15 protein-coding genes and 1 pseudogene are annotated in these 16,623 nt (G+C 42.3%); 8 read left to right on the plus strand and 8 right to left on the minus strand.

Annotated elements, in window-relative coordinates:
- Positions 1-489: pseudogene (locus tag FTU40_RS13335) on the plus strand (hypothetical protein); the annotation flags it as partial.
- Between the two features lie 169 nt (positions 490-658).
- Here the strand turns inward: FTU40_RS13335 and FTU40_RS13340 are convergent.
- Entirely contained in the window at positions 659-1,033 is a 375-nt protein-coding gene (locus FTU40_RS13340; protein WP_180041159.1) for an endonuclease domain-containing protein, read from the minus strand.
- Between the two features lie 227 nt (positions 1,034-1,260).
- The gene (locus tag FTU40_RS13345) at positions 1,261-2,304 is read right to left on the minus strand and encodes a molecular chaperone DnaJ (RefSeq protein WP_180041161.1); all 1,044 of its coding nucleotides are present in this window, start codon (positions 2,302-2,304) and stop codon (positions 1,261-1,263) included.
- A gap of 162 nt (positions 2,305-2,466) precedes the next feature.
- Between FTU40_RS13345 and FTU40_RS13350 the strand changes: the two genes are divergently transcribed.
- Positions 2,467-3,003 (plus strand): hypothetical protein, encoded by a 537-nt coding sequence (locus tag FTU40_RS13350; protein WP_100357276.1) that lies wholly within the window; start codon positions 2,467-2,469, stop codon positions 3,001-3,003.
- Positions 3,004-3,053: 50 nt separating this feature from the next.
- On the opposite strand, the gene FTU40_RS13355 is transcribed toward FTU40_RS13350, so the two are convergent.
- The gene (locus FTU40_RS13355) at positions 3,054-3,770 is read right to left on the minus strand and encodes a carbonic anhydrase family protein (protein ID WP_180041163.1); all 717 of its coding nucleotides are present in this window, start codon (positions 3,768-3,770) and stop codon (positions 3,054-3,056) included.
- 437 nt (positions 3,771-4,207) lie between these two features.
- On the opposite strand from FTU40_RS13355, the gene FTU40_RS13360 reads away from it, so the two are divergent.
- Positions 4,208-4,885 (plus strand): DUF421 domain-containing protein, encoded by a 678-nt coding sequence (locus tag FTU40_RS13360; RefSeq protein WP_180041165.1) that lies wholly within the window; start codon positions 4,208-4,210, stop codon positions 4,883-4,885.
- Between the two features lies 1 nt (position 4,886).
- On the opposite strand, the gene FTU40_RS13365 is transcribed toward FTU40_RS13360, so the two are convergent.
- The 3 genes from FTU40_RS13365 to FTU40_RS13375 all read right to left on the minus strand — a co-directional run bounded on the left by FTU40_RS13365 (position 4,887) and on the right by FTU40_RS13375 (position 8,700).
- The gene (locus tag FTU40_RS13365; RefSeq protein WP_180041167.1) at positions 4,887-5,588 is read right to left on the minus strand and encodes an HAD family hydrolase; all 702 of its coding nucleotides are present in this window, start codon (positions 5,586-5,588) and stop codon (positions 4,887-4,889) included.
- A 199-nt stretch (positions 5,589-5,787) separates the two neighbouring features.
- On the minus strand, positions 5,788-7,098 hold the full coding sequence (locus FTU40_RS13370; protein ID WP_180041169.1) for a DcaP family trimeric outer membrane transporter: 1,311 nt from the start codon (positions 7,096-7,098) through the stop codon (positions 5,788-5,790).
- Positions 7,099-7,443: 345 nt separating this feature from the next.
- Positions 7,444-8,700, minus strand: a complete 1,257-nt coding sequence (locus FTU40_RS13375; RefSeq protein WP_180041171.1) for an MFS transporter — start codon at positions 8,698-8,700, stop codon at positions 7,444-7,446.
- Between the two features lie 132 nt (positions 8,701-8,832).
- Here FTU40_RS13375 and FTU40_RS13380 point away from each other — a divergent pair, with 132 nt between their 5' ends.
- From FTU40_RS13380 to putP, 5 genes are all read left to right on the plus strand, one after another.
- Complete coding sequence (locus FTU40_RS13380; protein ID WP_180041173.1) at positions 8,833-9,462, plus strand: 1-acyl-sn-glycerol-3-phosphate acyltransferase; 630 nt, start codon at positions 8,833-8,835, stop codon at positions 9,460-9,462.
- A 63-nt stretch (positions 9,463-9,525) separates the two neighbouring features.
- Complete coding sequence (locus tag FTU40_RS13385; RefSeq protein ID WP_100357283.1) at positions 9,526-10,443, plus strand: patatin-like phospholipase family protein; 918 nt, start codon at positions 9,526-9,528, stop codon at positions 10,441-10,443.
- A gap of 102 nt (positions 10,444-10,545) precedes the next feature.
- Positions 10,546-11,028 (plus strand): NfeD family protein, encoded by a 483-nt coding sequence (locus tag FTU40_RS13390; RefSeq protein WP_100355312.1) that lies wholly within the window; start codon positions 10,546-10,548, stop codon positions 11,026-11,028.
- 3 nt (positions 11,029-11,031) lie between these two features.
- Positions 11,032-11,889: an SPFH domain-containing protein gene (locus tag FTU40_RS13395; protein ID WP_180041175.1), complete on the plus strand. Its 858-nt coding sequence runs from the start codon at positions 11,032-11,034 to the stop codon at positions 11,887-11,889.
- 213 nt (positions 11,890-12,102) lie between these two features.
- Positions 12,103-13,593, plus strand: a complete 1,491-nt coding sequence (gene putP, locus FTU40_RS13400; protein WP_180041177.1) for a sodium/proline symporter PutP — start codon at positions 12,103-12,105, stop codon at positions 13,591-13,593.
- A 91-nt stretch (positions 13,594-13,684) separates the two neighbouring features.
- Here the strand turns inward: putP and FTU40_RS13405 are convergent, their stop codons facing one another.
- Together FTU40_RS13405 and prpF are read right to left on the minus strand one after the other, a co-directional pair.
- On the minus strand, positions 13,685-14,593 hold the full coding sequence (locus FTU40_RS13405) for a polyprenyl synthetase family protein (protein ID WP_005096193.1): 909 nt from the start codon (positions 14,591-14,593) through the stop codon (positions 13,685-13,687).
- A gap of 524 nt (positions 14,594-15,117) precedes the next feature.
- Positions 15,118-16,308 (minus strand): 2-methylaconitate cis-trans isomerase PrpF, encoded by a 1,191-nt coding sequence (prpF, locus tag FTU40_RS13410; protein ID WP_180041179.1) that lies wholly within the window; start codon positions 16,306-16,308, stop codon positions 15,118-15,120.
- Positions 16,309-16,623: the final 315 nt, after the last annotated feature.

The following is a 16,623-nucleotide window of genomic DNA, read 5'->3' on the forward strand; positions in this document are numbered from 1 at the left end:
TCAGCTTGCTTCAAGATACTCATGATCAAGCTGTCTGAATACTTAGATGTTTTCATAGAAAATCTCCTTAAATCAAGGTTATTCGATTTTCTACTTTTAAACTCAATTATTTTTAGGGGGGATTACCATGGTAAGTGTATCGGTGTCATTGATCTAGATTTGGAGAATCATCAACCGAATAAAATTAAATCTCAGCTAAATGATGGGAATTTTATAATTATTGGTAAAATCACCAAAATAATTAATGAAGATCAAACTATTAATTTATTACAACGTAATGTAATAACACCACTCTTATCCCTTGTTGAGCGTATTTCTTTATTAATTGAAGCAATTAATAGTAGTAAAGAAGATTACGAAATTTCAGAATCGAAAATTTCGGAAATCTTAGCCTTTAAAGATCGTACTTATTCTATTATTAATGCCTTATTGGATATTTTTATTGAAGGGCCAGCAATGAGAGTTAGAGCTATGTCAATTTGTATTTAACCCTCACCCCAGCCCTCTCCCACAGGGAGAGGGAGCGCCATTTGATTTAGTGTCTGCATGGATTTCACAATGGAATTCCCTCTCCTCTCAGGAGAGGGTTAGGGAGAGGTGCTTTTATCCAATTAAAAAACCCTCTTCCCCCGCCTTCTCCCAAAGGGAGAAGGAGCTTTCATCCTTTATTCACTTGCAATTCAATGCACACTTGCCATAAGTGTTCTAAAACCACATCCGTCCGCCCCAACACATCATGATTCCAATACCTTACAACGGTTAAACCCAATGCCTCTAAAAACTTCGTCCGTTCATCATCATATTCCACAGCATCATCCGCTCCATGCTGACTACCATCCAACTCAATCACTAAACCAATTTCATGACAGTAAAAATCTACAATATACGGCACAATCACGTGCTGACGACGGAACTTCAGATTCATAAAACGCTTGGCACGGAGTATTTGCCACATCATATTTTCAGCATCGGTGGCGGTGTGGCGCATGGATTTGGAGAATTGTAATAGTTGGGGATCGAGCTTTTTATTCATAGGCTTATGTTTTTATTATTTTCTTTAGATTAGCAAATTTTATAACCTCTCCCTAGCCCTCTCCTAAAAGGAGAGGGAACGTTCATTATTAAATTAATTGATGGCATCTAATCAGTTACGACTCCCTCTGGGAGAGGATTAGGGAGAGGTGAATCTTAAAATAGCCCTCACCCTCGCGCACTCAGAATATATTCTGAGGATGCTCATCCCCCAAAGGGAGAAAAATCTTAAAGTATCCCATGCCTTAAAAACATCTCTAAGCCACTCACCTTCTTGATATATCTCAAGCGTTCTTTTTCTACTTTAATCTGCTGCTTTATGGCCAAAGTATCTTCATCAATCTGCTTATACAGGTCAGCAATTTGAACTTTCCCTTTCGCCTTTTTTACTGCAATTCTGGTTTTCGATGACCAAACTAACCTATTGATCAATGTATCAATTTGACCTTGTAATGTCTGACTTTGCGCATCTAACGCCAGTTGATAAAGCTTGATTTGTTCTGCAGTTAAACTCTTTTGTGAAGGATCTCGGTCTTGTTCAATCTGAAGCTGCATTTTCAATAAAGCAAATAAATCCTGCTTTTCATAAGCTTGATTGGCATGTTGCAACAACTCTGTCTTTTTTATTTTCTTGACATCATTCGCTTCACGGTCAGGATGAATGGCCGCCGCAATTTTTAAATACACGGTTTTCAATGACTGCTCTGCCATCGCTGCTGCCTGCGCCTGTTTTTCCTGCTGGCGTTTTAATCTGGCTTGCTCACGTACTTGTTGAAAATGTTCACTATCCCATTCTTCAAATACATCTGTGTCGGCCTGATCTATATCATTTTGATCTTCGGAAAAACCTTCTGATGCATTGGTCTTTTTCTGATTTTTTCTGTGTTGGACATGTTCATTGAGCTGCTGATAGTAACTATCAATTTCATTGACCTTATGCGCTTCCTGCACCGACATTGCCTGTGAATCTTTTAAGTAAGCCGCCAGGGATTGAATTTTTTCATCCAGTACGACGATCTCGGCCTTGGAAAATTCTGCCTCATGCAGATGCTGCCACAATTGTTCAAGCTGCTCAAACAAAACACCATGCAATTCATGATAGACCGGTATGAAATTTTGCTGTGTATATTGTCGAATCTCTTCTTCAGCCTGCTGCCACTGTGCCAGCTCAAGCTTCTGCTGTTCAATTTTATCAATCAGGCGATCCAGCTTTTTCTGCTGTGTCGAAAGCGCTGTGAATGGCTGAATCATGGTTTTTAAATTGAAAGACATGATATTCAAAATAAGCAGGACAGATTATTAAGTTTAACGGTTTTATGAGACAGGTGTATGCCAGTTATCGACACAAATATACACCTTATGCAAATAAATTTTGTTTAATATCAAACAATATAACAATAACTTAATTTGTGACTGTGCTGAAAGGAGATTCAGATGGCAACTCAGGCAGATTTAATCTTTAATCAGGAACTCGCTGCATGGGTACAAGCGCTAGGATCTGTGTTTGCAATTTTTGTCGCCATTAGTGTGCCCTTATATTTAAATCATTTGGCACAAAATCGTGATAATGCCTTACAAGACATGCAAAAACAAAAATTCTTTGTCACGATGCTGCCGACACTTTATCGTATTCGCCGTTATAGTGCTGACTTCATTGAACAAATGCAGTTACATCAGCAAAGTACTCAAAATATCTTACATACGCTAGAAACTGAATATCTGGAATTAATTCCGGTCTTTTCTAAAGAACTGCATATATTTGTACATAGTCAAATTTATGACCCAAACCTGAATCAATTGGCATTTGAACTGTTTCATTCCGAGGAAATTCTGCAACAACATTTATTACAGCCTAAAAACCAGAAACAGCTCAAGCATCAAGCTTTACTGACCCAACATAGCCAGTATATTCATGATGCGAGCCATCAGTTAATTAAACAGATTGAAAAGAGCCATCACCTACAACCTTAAATTGCCTTTTCAGGCCATCAATGTGTAGGCAAATGGCGCAAACAAAATGATTATTCAACAATGACACGACCATTTAATGGCTGTACCGGACGATTATTCGGATGCCCCATTAATTTGGAAAATTCACCAATCTGTTTGGCTGAAGCCTGTTGGATCTCTTTTAAAATGAGCCAGCGCACACCCTCTGAACAAGGTGGGGTGGTCAGTGAGCCACTAAAGCGATAATAATCCAGATTTTTAGGCAGCAACTGATTGACAGGCTGTGGGGTTTTTAACACGACTTTTTCCCCCTGCTTTTTCGGCAAACGTTTCCACATCTGTTTTAGCATCTGGCTGTCCTGCCCCTGCTCAAACATCATGCCAACCACTGCCAGCTCACCATCAGCATTGGCATGGACAAAATGAATCTCTAAAGGATAACTTTTACCTTGAATCAGGTTCTCACTCGGACTATGCAAATGGAACTGTTTCAGTTCAAAACGCTCCCCATCTAGCTCCAGCTCACCACCTTCGGCAAAGTCCACCTGAATGGTATGACCTTTATTTTCAATGGCGTGAATCATGGTGTTATAACTAAATTTCAGCGGTTCCAGTTGTGCTTTTACCGTCCGCTCAATATTAATTGGTGACTGATTCGCACCATCACAGGCAGTATATTTCTGGCTTAAATTCGACCATTGTTCAGGCTGCATATAGCCCCAATTGGCATCTGCATAGCCTGCCGTACTCAAACCAAGCACTGTTAAAAATGTGAATATTTTTTTCACAATAATTTTCCCTATTAGAACCGTAATCAATAATTTTTCATTTAGAAAACAAATTTTTAGGCTTATGACTGCCTCATTTTTCAGAGCACAAACTACAGATTTTTACTTAATTTTGGTGAATCAATTACAAATTTCCAAACACTTAAGTCTATGAAAAGATAGAGCATTTAGAACTTATTATTTAAATTTCAATAAGATAATCATTTTAATGTCCTAAACCAACTTGGAATAAAGTGTGAGCTGAATCACAATTAAAGTGATGAATATTTATGCAATATTTACATGAAACTTCTAGTTAGCTCATAAATAAATCTGATTATAAATTCGCTCTATTTTTCAATAATATATTTTATATTCAAAAGCTTACATAAAAACAGCAGTAAATAAACCTACCGCATTGCTAGACTCGGTGCAACGCATAAAATAGGAGCCGCCGAATGGATTGGGCCTCAATCTTTATTCAGGATACAACTTGGGCATTTGCATCAGAGATTTTGCTGCGTTGTATGTTGATGTACATCATGATTATCCTGTTTTTACGTCTGACAGGAAAACGTGGTGTGCGGCAACTTTCGATCTTTGAAGTTGCGATCATTCTGTCCTTGGGCTCAATTGCCGGCGACCCGATGTTTACTGAAGATATTCCTCTGATTCAGGCTGTTCTGGTCATGTCGGTGATTATCTTGATGTATCGCCTGACCACCTGGCTGATGATGAAATATCAATGGTTTGAAGACCTACTGGAAGGCAAACCAATTTATATCGTGGAAGATGGCCTGCTGGTCATCGAAGAGATTAAAAAAGGCAAAATGTCACATGATGAATTCTTTGCCGAAATGCGCCAGCAAGGTGTTGAACATCTCGGTCAGGTGCGTACCGGTTTACTGGAAACTGATGGCAAATTCAGTGTGTTATATTTTAGTGATGATCAGGTGAAATACGGCCTACCGTTATTTCCTAAAACCTGCTCGATCGTCGAACAGGTGCAAGCAGAGCGTTTATATGCCTGTATTTACTGTGGTCAGGTTCAAAACCTGGTCAAAGCGACACAACAATGTCCTCGCTGCAAATCAGCACAGTGGGCTGAAGCGATTAATTGTTTACGCATCACTTGAATTAAAGCTGATTCAGCCGTTGTAAATGCGTGAAAATTTCAGGTAGCTGCTGGATTTTATATTGGATTTCTTCGGCATCAGGATGAAAGCCCTGCATCCACAAGGCATGCATTCCGGCATTTTTTGCCCCTTGTATATCATTGATTGGATGATCGCCAATATATAAACAATGTTCAGGCAAGACGCCTAAACGTTGTGCAGTAATCTGGAAAATTTCTGGCTGTGGTTTGTTAAAACCGACTAAACCCGAACTGATGATTTCCTCGAAATAATCGGCAATGCCCAAACCTCGAATGGTATTTAAACGGGTGTCGTGTCCACCATTGGAAACAATCGCCAGTTGATAGCCTTGGGATTTCAACTGTTCTAGTACCTGTTTGGCATCCGGCATTTCTACAGCGCAGCGACCAAACTGGCTAAACCAGAACTGTGCCAGCTCATCTATGCTGGGTGGATTTAACCAGGATAGCTCCTGTAATAATGCATAAGCTGCCGAAGCCCCGATGCTGCCATGCGTTAGCAATTCCTTTTTAGGATAACCGCCATTATCGATGCGCCGTACAATCTCGATAATTTTTTCTGGTTCGACCTGTGCAAATGCAGATGCATAATATTCTGCCAGATAACGGCTATAGGCTTGGGCCGTTAGATCACGATGAGTCAAGGTATTGTCGAGGTCAAATAAAACAGCTTGAATGGTCACATGCAAATCCAAACATAAAATTAAGCTTATGTTAGCAAGTTTCACACAATACACCTCTATTCATCAGGACTAAGCTTGGTATAAAAGGGATAAACTGTAGCAGCAAGAATTTGCTTGAATATTCATTATTTTTGTCGAATATTTATATAAAAAAATCCCACCAAGTGGTGGGATTTTTTATTAAGCGTTATATCATCAATTAGAAGCTATATTTGCTCATTAAACCAATACGATTATCTTTGAATTTATCATTATTAAAGTCTTTACGCTCACCGTTGACATACTCAACACCAAACTCAAGTGGTTTAACAGGTGAATACACCAAGTTTAACCACGCTTGTTGTACCTCTTTGTTTGCAGTAGCATTGACATTGAGGTCTGCATAGTCTGAATCTTTATCAGCAAACAATGCACCATAACCAACTGAGGTTTTTAAGTTAGGTAAAATACTATACGTTAAGCCTGTTTGTACCGCCCAAATTTCATTTTGTTCGATATTACGATTATCTGCATCATGTACAAATGCTGCATTCGCGTTGGTACCATACAGAATACCGTTCACACCTTGCGTATAGCTCACATCAATCGTCGCTTTTAAAGGCTCAAGCACTTGATAGGTTGTACCTGCAGCTAGACCCCAACCTGCTTTACGGTCATTAACGCTTTCATCTTTAGTAACTTCAACTAAAGTACGTGCAGATGCATTGCCTTTTTTATCATCAAAGTTATGAACTAATTTAGCAGTCAAAGTTGGTGCACTTGATTTGTTATGCTCAACACTTACTGTTTCACCCTTCGCATTTAACTCATTGTGCCCAGCACTTGAGTTTGGCTTTTCTGCAGCCAGGAACAACTGTGTTGCAGGAGATAAATCAAAACCATAACGAATCATTGGTAGACGGGTAGTACCCCCACCGACGTTGGTGCTGAAGTCAATCATAAACGGTGCATGATTTGACAAGAAGGTAGATTGTGTTTGACCAATTAACCAATTTTTATAGGTTAAATATGCTTGACGTACACGGAATGAATCGTTAGTACCTGCAAAATCACTTTCAAGTTTACCGCCAATTTCTGCACCTTCAACATTGGTTTTAAAATCTAAACCTATTCGTGTTGTTTTTGCTGTTGCAACGAACTTGTCATTCGTTTGACCATTGGTTTTTGCAACATCAGAGAAGTCACCTGCTGAACCTTCAATGATATAGTTCGCATCACCACGAACGAAACCATATAGCTTCACTTCAGTATCTGATTTTGTACTTAGGGCTTTCGGTGCAGCTGCTGATTGTTGTGGGGTTGCTTTGACTTGTTCTATTTGCACTGCTTGAGTTTGCTGAACTTGTTGCTGCTGTAATACTAATGTTTTTAGTGCTTCAATTTCTTGGCGCAGCTGCTTAATTTCTTTTTGCTCTTGTGTTTCAGCATGTGCAACAGTCCCCAGCATCAATGTTGCTACTGCCACTGCTAATCCTTTAGCTAAAAACTTTCTTGTTAAAACTTGACTCATTACATTCTCCATAGTGAACAAAGTTCACTGGCATTGAAAGTTCGGTGATTTCAACTGAAACCTATACCGTGTGGAATATCTATAATTATGAAATAGCTTGGTTGTGATCTCGAAAGATAACTCACGCAATATATGTCGAGTTAAAAGCTCAGGCATCATGTCACGTATTTGACTGCACTTACATTTTTAACCCTAGCTACACAACAAGCCACTTGAAAACATCAAGAATTTAACAACTTTCAAATCAGTTTGAAATCATTTTTATCTCATACTTTTATCTATAATATGTATTAACCATACTTTTAAAACAGATAGCTTCTTTTTCAGCCAGCTTTAATTCATATTTCATAATGACTGCGATTGTTGATCTATTCTTCCCCAAAATAGGATAGGCAATAAAAGCACTATGCTGATACAGACAATATAAGTTAAATATTTTGCATAGCCTAAATAATCCCCCGCTACCCCACTCAACATATACAAGCCACCACTTACCGTCGCCATAATTGAAACTTGAAAGGTAAAATCAGTCCCTGCCAGATGCTTACGGCTGTATTGCATGATGAGAGTCAGCATGACTACCAACAGCATCGCTGAAACCAGATCTTCTGTTGCATTAATGGTATAGATCAGCCAGTTTTCGACCTTAAGCTGGGCTTCATATTGTGCTGCCAGCCAGGCATAAGCAATTAAAGTCAGTATTTTGAGCACCGAAAAAGACATTAAACAATAACGACGTGAAAAGAACTTCAGGCAATAGCCTGCCAGACCAGCTCCAATCAGGGCAGCACCTGCACCCAGCATGGTCACGTACACACCAATCTGAGTAAAGCTCAGACCCAGATCGACCATTAAAGGCTTCAGCAAAGGGCCAGATAGCCCATCTGCGACTTTAAATGTCAGCAAGACCAGCAACCAGCAACGCAAGCCTGGATGTGTATAAAAATACTGAAAATAGGCTTTGATTTTTATTTTACTGGAAGCGGTAATTTGCTCAGATGCGATCGAGCGATGCTGTGGCTCTTTAAATTTTAAAACAGGCAGTGTGTTTATAAAAACTAGTGCAGCCAAAAGCAAAAAAGTGCTTTGCCACTGCAACAGATCTAAAAACAGTAAAATCGCACCACCACCGACAATGAAACCCAAACGTGATCCAATCACCTGAAAGGTATTGCCCCAGTGCTGCTGTTCATTTTTCAGAATATTGACTGCCAGTGCATCGGTGGCAATATCCTGTGTCGCCCCCACCCCATTCATAAATAATAACGCAATAAAAAAGGCCAATAGATAAACCGGCTGATCTAAAGCCTGAATGGGCAAAAAGGACAAGGCGATCAGCACTGCTACCGAGAGCAATTGCAGCGGAATAATCCAGCTTCGATAATGCCCTGTGGCTTGAGAGCCATAACGATCGACCAATGGCGCCCAAAACACCTTGATTGACCAAGGCAGCATGAGCAGGCCAAAACCACCGATCTGTGCCAGCGACACTCCTTCTGCCCGTAAGATCACCGGCAAAGCATGGGTCATAAATCCGACTGGCAATCCTTGCGCCCAATACAGGGAAAACAACACAATGTAAGTATTCCGCATATTCGGCATGCTGGGTCCTTAATAGGCAAAAGAAGCAGAAATCATTCAACAAGCTGGACATTTTGCCAATGAAAAAACCAAAGTAAAAGCCTAATATCATTAAAAATAAAGAAAAATATGTGTCAGGAAGAGACTTTAAGCATGACCAAAAAGCACTTTCCAGAATTACCTCCCTTGGTGCCCAGTCGAGGCAATCGACTCAGCCGTTATTTTTTTAAACGGATCTTTTTAGTGCAGGGCTGGCAGCTTGAAGGTGAGTTTCCCAATTTACCAAAAGCCGTTGCGATTATTTCTCCACATACGTCCAATATTGATGCCTGGCATGGTTTTATTGCACTCTTAGCTATCGGGTTAAAGGTCACTATTTTTGGTAAAAACAGCCTGTTCCATACCCCATTAAAGCCCTTACTTGAATGGATTGGGGTGATTCCGGTGGTTCAGGATAGTCCACAAGGTCATACTCAGCAGATCGTGGAAATCATCAAGCGAAAACCCCAGATTTGGGTCGGTATGGCACCCGAAGGTTCACGTAAAGCGCCAGAAAAAATCCGCAGTGGTTTTTATCATATTGCCGATCAGGCCGGCCTGCCTATTGTCATGCTGGCTTTTGATTATGATATTAAAACCATTCATATTCTGGGTGTCTATCAGCCGACGGGCGATTATGAACATGATCTGGTGCAGATTTATGCACATTATCAAGGCAAGATTTCGGCAAAAAATCCGGACTGGATTGCCCGGCCTTTACAAAAGCTGTTGAAAAAAGACTAGGCAAAATCCTGTTTTTTTGCTCTGATAGCCTATATTTTGATGATTTAGTGATCATTTCCTACAATGAAATTAGCGTCTTATGCTCTGATTGGCTGTCTTGGCCTCAGTCTGGCTGCATGTGATAAAGCCAGTAAAACCACACCGACTCCTACACCACTTCAGGCCCGCGAACCCGTGATTGCAATTGCACTTGGCGGCGGCGGTGCGAAAGGCTTCGCCCATATTGGCGTGATTAAGGTACTGGAGTCACACGGCATTAAACCGAAAATTGTCACAGGCACAAGTGCCGGCAGTTTTGTCGGCAGTCTATATGCCAGCGGCAAATCACCGTATCAGTTGCAGCAAATTGCCTTGAACTTTAAGGAATCGGACATCCGTGATTTAACCTTAAATCGACAAGGGATTATTGCCGGACAAAAATTGCAGAATTTCGTCAATAAAAATGTGGCGAACAAACCGATTGAACAATTCCCAATTCGTTTTGCTGCAGTTGCCACTCGCCTGGACAATGGGCGTAAAGCTGACTTTATTAAAGGCAATGCCGGACAGGCGGTTCGTGCTTCCTGTAGTATTCCGAATGTATTTGTGCCTGCCGTGATTGGCGGCATCAAATATGTCGATGGCGGTCTGATTAGCCCAATTCCGGTCAAGACCGCCAAAGATATGGGAGCAGACATTGTCATTGCCGTGGATATTTCTGCCCGTCCGGATGGTAATAAAGCCTTGAATATGTGGGGCGTACTGGATCAGACCCTAAATATTATGGGACAGCAAAGCATTAATGAAGAGTTGAGTCAGGCCACTGTGGTGATTCAGCCCAAAGTCGGCCATATCGGTACTTTGGACCTGAAAGCCAGCAATGCCACCATTCTGGAAGGTGAAAAGGCGGCTCAGCTGAAAATCCGTACTATTGAAAAAGCTATTAGCAACTTTAAGCAGTCGCCAGCGGCATTTAAACCGCCCCGTCAGGCAAAATTTTGATGCATGAATTTTTTATATTCATCTGCTGCCGCATCTGCTACATTGAAGATCAATCATATAAAGATGATGATTAATTAAATACTTAGCGATATAGGTCACGATATGGAATTAGTTCTTGAACCTTGGCACTGGTTTGTATTAGGCATCCTTCTGATTCTGTCGGAATTACTGCTGCCCGCATTTGCTGCCCTGTGGTTCGGGATCGGTGCCATCATGGTTGGCGTCCTGTACTGGATGTTCCCGATGATGGGACTGACGACCCAGCTCCTGACCTGGATCGTTCTTTCTGTTCTGTGTACGCTGCTCTGGTTCAAGTTTATCAAGCCACTTTCCATTGACAAGACCAAAGCCGGTCTATCGCGTGAAGCGACCATTGGTCAGGTGGGCATGGTGATTCAGACTAATCTGGATCATGGGCAAATCCGGGTGCGCTTTCCGATGCCAGTTTTAGGTTCGGATGAATGGGAATGTCGTACTCTGGATCAGGTTCAGGTCGGTGACCGTGTTCGCGTCGTGGATATTCTGGGGAATGATCTGGTGGTTCAACCCCACAGCACACATTATCAAAATGAAAAAGGTGAATAAGATATGTCTGGTGGAACTATAATTGTTATCGCATTTTTGGCCTTTGTGGCGATTACAATTTTTAAAGGGGTACGTATTGTCCCGCAAGGTTATAAATGGATCGCACAACGCTTGGGCAAATACCATACGACGCTGAATCCGGGTCTGAATTTTGTCATTCCGTATATTGATGAAGTGGCTTATAAAGTCACCACCAAAGATATTGTGCTGGATATTCCTTCACAGGAAGTGATTACCCGTGATAATGCCGTGTTACTCATGAATGCGGTGGCCTATATCAACCTGACCACACCTGAAAAAGCGGTCTACGGCATTGAAAACTATTCTTGGGCAATTCAAAACCTGGTACAAACCTCATTACGTTCGATTGTCGGTGAAATGGATCTGGATGATGCACTATCATCACGTGATCATATTAAAGCACGTTTAAAATCCAGTATTTCCGATGATATCTCGGACTGGGGTATCACGCTTAAAACCGTTGAAATTCAAGACATTAAACCGTCAGTCACCATGCAAACCGCGATGGAAGAACAGGCCGCTGCTGAACGTCAACGTCGTGCAACCGTGACCAAAGCGGATGGTGAAAAACAGGCTGCCATTCTGGAAGCGGATGGTCGTCTGGAAGCATCGCGCCGTGATGCAGAAGCACAGGTGGTTCTGGCTGAATCTTCACAACGTGCGATTGATATGGTGACTTCGGCAATTGGTAGTAATGAGATTCCGGTTGCCTATTTACTCGGTGAGCAATATATCAAGGCCATGCAAGATATGGCCAAATCACCAAATGCCAAAACTGTGGTCTTGCCTGCAGACGTGCTGAACACGGTTCGAGGCGTGATGGGTCGTCCGCCTCAGTAAAAATTTTCATTTTCAAATCCATAGGCAGCGTATTCGCTGCCTATTTTTCGTTTAAACACGAAAATCTCAGCAAAGATTTGGAATTTATGCTTAAATTTCGCGTTATTTTTTGAAATCCTTTGGGCTTTGATGCCAGATCTGTGTTTCGCCACAGCATTTATCATCAACATAAGTCCTTATTCGATTACTGTCCAACTCGAAAATGGATACCGTATGAGCTCCCTAAATCCAACGTTAATTACCTTTCTTTTTTATATTGTCGCCATGGTGGTGATCGGCCTGATGGCTTATCGTGCGACCACAAACTTTTCCGATTACATTTTAGGGGGCCGTCGTTTAGGTAGTTTTGTTACTGCACTTTCCGCTGGGGCTTCCGATATGAGTGGCTGGCTGCTAATGGGCCTGCCCGGTGCAATTTATCTTTCTGGTTTGTCGGAAATGTGGATTGCCATTGGCCTGATTATTGGTGCCTGGTTAAACTGGTTGCTGGTGGCTGGCCGTTTACGGGTACATACGGAAGTTCAGCACAATGCCCTGACCCTTCCAGATTATTTTTCCAATCGTTTTAACGACCAGAAGAAAATTTTACGTATTGTATCGGCTTTTGTGATTCTGATTTTCTTTGCGATTTACTGTGCCTCAGGCATGGTAGCAGGTGCGCGCCTGTTCGAAAGCATGTTTGAAATGTCCTACACGACGGCGCTCTGGATCAGTGCCATTGCCACCATCAGTTATGTATTTATTGGCGGTTTTCTGGCAGTCAGCTGGACCGATACCATTCAGGCCGGCCTGATGATCTTTGCGCTGTTGCTCACGCCAATTGTGACCCTATTGACCTTCTCTGATATGTCTCAGGTCACTCTGGCGCTTGAAACGGCACGTCCACAGGCCATGAATCTGGTCGGTGACTTAAGTACGGTGGCTATCCTGTCGCTACTGGCATGGGGCTTGGGTTATTTTGGTCAGCCACATATTCTGGTGCGCTTTATGGCGGCAGATTCAGTCAAGTCAATTCCAAATGCACGCCGTATTGGTATGACCTGGATGATCCTGTGCTTAGCTGGTGCCGTGGCTGCCGGTTTCTTTGGTATTGCTTATTTCCAGCAACATCCGGAACTGGCCAGTGTGGTGAATGCCAATCCTGAAACTGTATTTATGGAATTGACCAAAATTCTGTTCAACCCATGGATTGCCGGTATTGTCCTGGCTGCGATTTTGGCTGCGGTAATGAGTACTTTAAGCTGTCAGCTTCTAGTCTGCTCAAGTACGCTGACAGAGGATTTTTATAAATCCTTCCTGCGCAAAAATGCATCTCAAAAAGAACTGGTTTGGGTTGGCCGTTTTATGGTGCTGCTGATTGCCCTGCTGGCAATCTGGATGGCGGGTAATCCTGAATCGAAAGTGCTGGGTCTGGTCGCTTATGCCTGGGCCGGTTTTGGTGCTGCATTTGGCCCGCTGATCATTCTGTCCCTGTTCTGGAAACGCATGACTTTGAATGGTGCCTTGGCAGGTATGATTATGGGTGCAGTGATAGTGATTTTATGGAAAAACCTGTTCGCAGCAACAGGTGTCTATGAAATTATCCCGGGCTTTATCTGCTCATTCATTGCCATCATTGTAGTGAGCTTGATGGGTAAAGTACCTACGGCTGAAATTACCGATCGTTTTGAACAGGCTGAACGTCTGTATAACGAAACCAAATAAAATTAACGATCAAAAAAAGCGGACTTTAAGTCCGCTTTTTTAATACCTGAACAATCACTCAAAATAAAAACAATGAACAGATTCAAGCATTTTAATTTTTACGCTGAAGTAAAAACTGGGTGATAGAGATCAGCTCTGCCGCCTGATCATCAAAATGAGCAAGTGCGGCTAAGGCCTGATCATGCAATTGCTGTGCATAGGCTTTGGCCTGTTCCAGCCCCATCAAGGCAGGATATGTCGATTTTTCTACCTGCTCATCCTTGCCAGCTGTTTTACCCAACACTTCGGTATCAGAAATAATATCCAGAATATCGTCCTGCACCTGGAAGGCCAGACCAATCGCCTGTCCAAACTCACGCAGCTTTGGAATCGCCAGATCTGTACCTTCAAAGATTGTGACCGCCGCCATCATGATCGCAGCACTCATCAACGCACCGGTTTTATTACGATGAATGGTTTCTAATACGTCCTGATCAATTTTTTTGCCTTCGGACTGCAAATCCAACACCTGACCATTGACCATTTTCGAAGAGGCTGTGGCCAGAATCTGCATTTGTTTTAGCACAATCGAAGCATCTACCGCAGGACCTTGATCAAACAGACGACTGCCTAAAATTTCAAAGGCCATCGACTGTAGAATATCACCTGCCAAAAGCGCGGTATCTTCACCATAAGCCACATGACAGGTCGGCTGACCACGGCGCAGCAAATCATTGTCCATACACGGCAGATCATCATGTGCCAGTGAATAACAATGGATAAATTCAATCGCAACCGCCGCACGGCGTACCGCCGCGGTATTCTGATTCGGTTTTAGTGCTGCTGTGGCATAGCATAATGCTGGACGAACACGCTTCCCTCCCAGCATCACGGCATGATGCACCGCCGACTTTAAAGGTTCAGGAATGGCAAAGGCATCTAGGGCTGTCAGTAAATCTTGTTGAATACGATGTTGTGCTTGAGTCAATGCATGGATTGATACGTCAGTAATAGATGACACATTTGCCTCGAATACATAGTCCGGAAGGATGAAAATAACAAGTTTGAGCCACTTGTCCTGATAAGCACTATTGTACCTACAATCGCCTTGAATTTTCAGCTTTATCTGTGGATTGATTTAAAGCAGCAATAGATATCAAAATATGTTCCTCCACTAAAAAACCACTGCCGCGACAGCGCTACTGTCCCAGAGTTGAAGTGCTTGGATTTATCAAGTGCCTGTGGCAGAGATGCCACACATTGCCCATCACCACAGGACGTCGTGTATGGGCAATAAGAGACCTTTGCCTACCTTGGGTCTTTCCAAAGTAGGATTTCACCTGCACAAATCCATTTAAACTTTTAAAGGAAAGATGAGGCTGGACAATATCTACCTCTAAATATAAACAAGTTTAGATATTTAAACGTATTCTCTGATAGCTTTTATTACTTCCTACCATGCCAACGATAGCTGAGTCAAAATTTTGGCCAGTAATGGTCACAACAGTAATTTTCTCAGGCTAAATAATGGGTCGGCAAATCAAACTAGAGCAAAACATCTTCAGGAACGCGTACCCAACCTTCCATCAACACACGTGCACTGCGACTCATGATGGCTTTTTTCACTTTCCACTCTCCATTTTCCTGACTTGCTTGTGCGCCTACTCTTAAAGTCCCCGAAGGATGGCCAAAACGCACGGCTTCACGCTCTACACCGCCTGCCACCCGATTCACCAGAGTCCCCGGAATGGCTGCCGCCGTACCAATTGCCACCGCAGCTGTGCCCATCATGGCATGATGCAGTTTCCCCATAGACAAGGCACGAACCAGAATATCGGCATCTGCTTCGGCAACCACCTTGCCACTTGATGAGGTATAAGTTTTGGATGGCGCTACAAAAGCGATTTTTGGGGTGTGCTGACGGTTAGCTGCTTCGCTAATGTCCTGAATCAATCCCATCTGCTTCGCAGCATAAGCACGAATGGTTTCAAACTTTGCCAGCGCTGCCGCATCATTATTCATATGATCCTGAAGCTCGGTGCCGTTATAACCCAAATCTCCCGCATTCAAAAACACGGTGGGAATGCCGGCATTAATCATGGTGACTTCAAAACTGCCAATATTGGGAACTTCCAGCGTATCGACCAGATTACCTGTCGGAAACATCGAACCGCCTTCGCCATCATCATCGGCAGGATCTAAAAACTCGATCTGTACTTCGGCTGCCGGAAAAGTCACACCATCCAGTTCAAAATCGCCCAACTCCTGAACTTGACCATTTCGCATTGGTACATGCGCAATAATGGTTTTTTGAATATTGGCCTGCCAGATGCGGACTGTACACAGCCCATTTTCCGGAATACGTGATCTATCAATCAGATCATTAGAAATGGCAAAAGCTCCCACTGCTGCGGTGAGATTACCGCAATTACCACTCCAGTCCACAAAAGGACGGTCAATTGCCACCTGACCAAATAAATAATCAACATCATGATCGGCCTGCTGGCTTTTTGACAGAATCACGGTCTTGCTGGTACTGGAACTGGCGCCGCCCATACCATCGATCTGTTTAGCATAAGGATCTGGGCTACCAATCACGCGCAGCAGAAGCTGATCACGAATCCGGCCGGCCTGTTGTGCTTCTGCGGGCAAATCATCCAGCTTAAAAAAAACGCCTTTACTGGTGCCTCCACGCATATAGGTTGCAGGAATCTTGATTTGGGCTGCAAAACTCATGAATTGTTTCATCCTTTGGCTTGTCTTTGTTTTGGTAAAAGTTATGGAATACTTATGAGAAGAGTATAATCGCTTTAAAGCCAAGGAAGTTCAGTGCTCCGACCTAAGTATAAAAAATCAGCATTCGTATCAGAGCAAAAAAACAGGAAACTCATCAGTTACAATGTCAATAAAATTAATATATTGATTCAGTTATCTTTTATTTAATTTATTTTTATAATTTTTTATTATAAATCTGATAATAATATTTCATTCAAAGTCTTGCACTAGGTTTCTGAACTTTGTTCCATTACAATCTTTATACTTATTTTTTCC

The organism is Acinetobacter sp. YH12100 (genome assembly GCF_013419135.1).
GTDB classification, from domain to species: domain Bacteria; phylum Pseudomonadota; class Gammaproteobacteria; order Pseudomonadales; family Moraxellaceae; genus Acinetobacter; species Acinetobacter pseudolwoffii.

Coding starts and splice junctions, on each gene's coding strand:
- FTU40_RS13360 (WP_180041165.1), top strand. CDS start 4,208: ATGGATTGGGCCTCAATCTTTATTCAGGATACAACTTGGGCATTTGCA.
- FTU40_RS13390 (WP_100355312.1), top strand. CDS start 10,546: ATGGAATTAGTTCTTGAACCTTGGCACTGGTTTGTATTAGGCATCCTT.
- FTU40_RS13375 (WP_180041171.1), bottom strand. CDS start 8,700: ATGCCGAATATGCGGAATACTTACATTGTGTTGTTTTCCCTGTATTGG.
- putP (WP_180041177.1), top strand. CDS start 12,103: ATGAGCTCCCTAAATCCAACGTTAATTACCTTTCTTTTTTATATTGTC.
- FTU40_RS13340 (WP_180041159.1), bottom strand. CDS start 1,033: ATGAATAAAAAGCTCGATCCCCAACTATTACAATTCTCCAAATCCATG.
- FTU40_RS13380 (WP_180041173.1), top strand. CDS start 8,833: ATGACCAAAAAGCACTTTCCAGAATTACCTCCCTTGGTGCCCAGTCGA.
- FTU40_RS13370 (WP_180041169.1), bottom strand. CDS start 7,098: ATGAGTCAAGTTTTAACAAGAAAGTTTTTAGCTAAAGGATTAGCAGTG.
- FTU40_RS13350 (WP_100357276.1), top strand. CDS start 2,467: ATGGCAACTCAGGCAGATTTAATCTTTAATCAGGAACTCGCTGCATGG.
- FTU40_RS13345 (WP_180041161.1), bottom strand. CDS start 2,304: ATGTCTTTCAATTTAAAAACCATGATTCAGCCATTCACAGCGCTTTCG.
- prpF (WP_180041179.1), bottom strand. CDS start 16,308: ATGAGTTTTGCAGCCCAAATCAAGATTCCTGCAACCTATATGCGTGGA.
- FTU40_RS13395 (WP_180041175.1), top strand. CDS start 11,032: ATGTCTGGTGGAACTATAATTGTTATCGCATTTTTGGCCTTTGTGGCG.
- FTU40_RS13385 (WP_100357283.1), top strand. CDS start 9,526: ATGAAATTAGCGTCTTATGCTCTGATTGGCTGTCTTGGCCTCAGTCTG.